The following is a 567-nucleotide window of genomic DNA, read 5'->3' on the forward strand; positions in this document are numbered from 1 at the left end:
TGCCCGGCAGGCCGACCTCGCGGTGCTCCTCCAGCAGCCCGGCCGCGCCGTAGCGATAATAGTGGCGGGTGTCGTCCGGGCGCTCTTCGGCCAGCACGCGGCCCACCGCATCGTAGCTGAAGCGGTATTCGCCGCCGTTGCCGTTCTCCAGCCGCGTCAGCCAGCCCTGCGGGCTGTAGTGATAGCGCCGGGTGCGGTTGATGCGGTCGGTGATGCTGACCGGCAGCCCCAGGGCGTTGTACTGCCAGCGGGTCAGGCTGCCCAGCGCGTCCTGATGTTCTGCCAGCTGGCCGTGCGCATTCCAGTTAAAGCGCTCTTCGCCGCCGTCCGGCTGGATCAGGGTGTGCAGGCGCCCGCCGTTATCCCATAGGTAGCGCGTCTGGTGGCCTTCGGCATCGGTCTGCGCCGTCAGTTGCCCCAGCGCATCGTAGGTATAAGCTGTCACGCTGCCGGAACAGTCGGTGTAGCGCGTCAGCTGGCCGCGGGCGTCCCACTCCAGCTTCACTTCCCCGCCCAGCGCGTCGATCACGCCGGCCGGCAGGCTCTCTTCGTCATCCGGATAGCGGT

At 68.3% G+C, this 567-nt stretch carries 1 pseudogene; it reads right to left on the bottom strand.

Annotated features, from left to right (window positions below):
• A pseudogene (locus ACK3CV_RS25305) lies at positions 1 to 567 on the bottom strand (type IV secretion protein Rhs); the annotation flags it as partial.

The organism is Serratia sp. TSO36 (assembly GCF_057808395.1).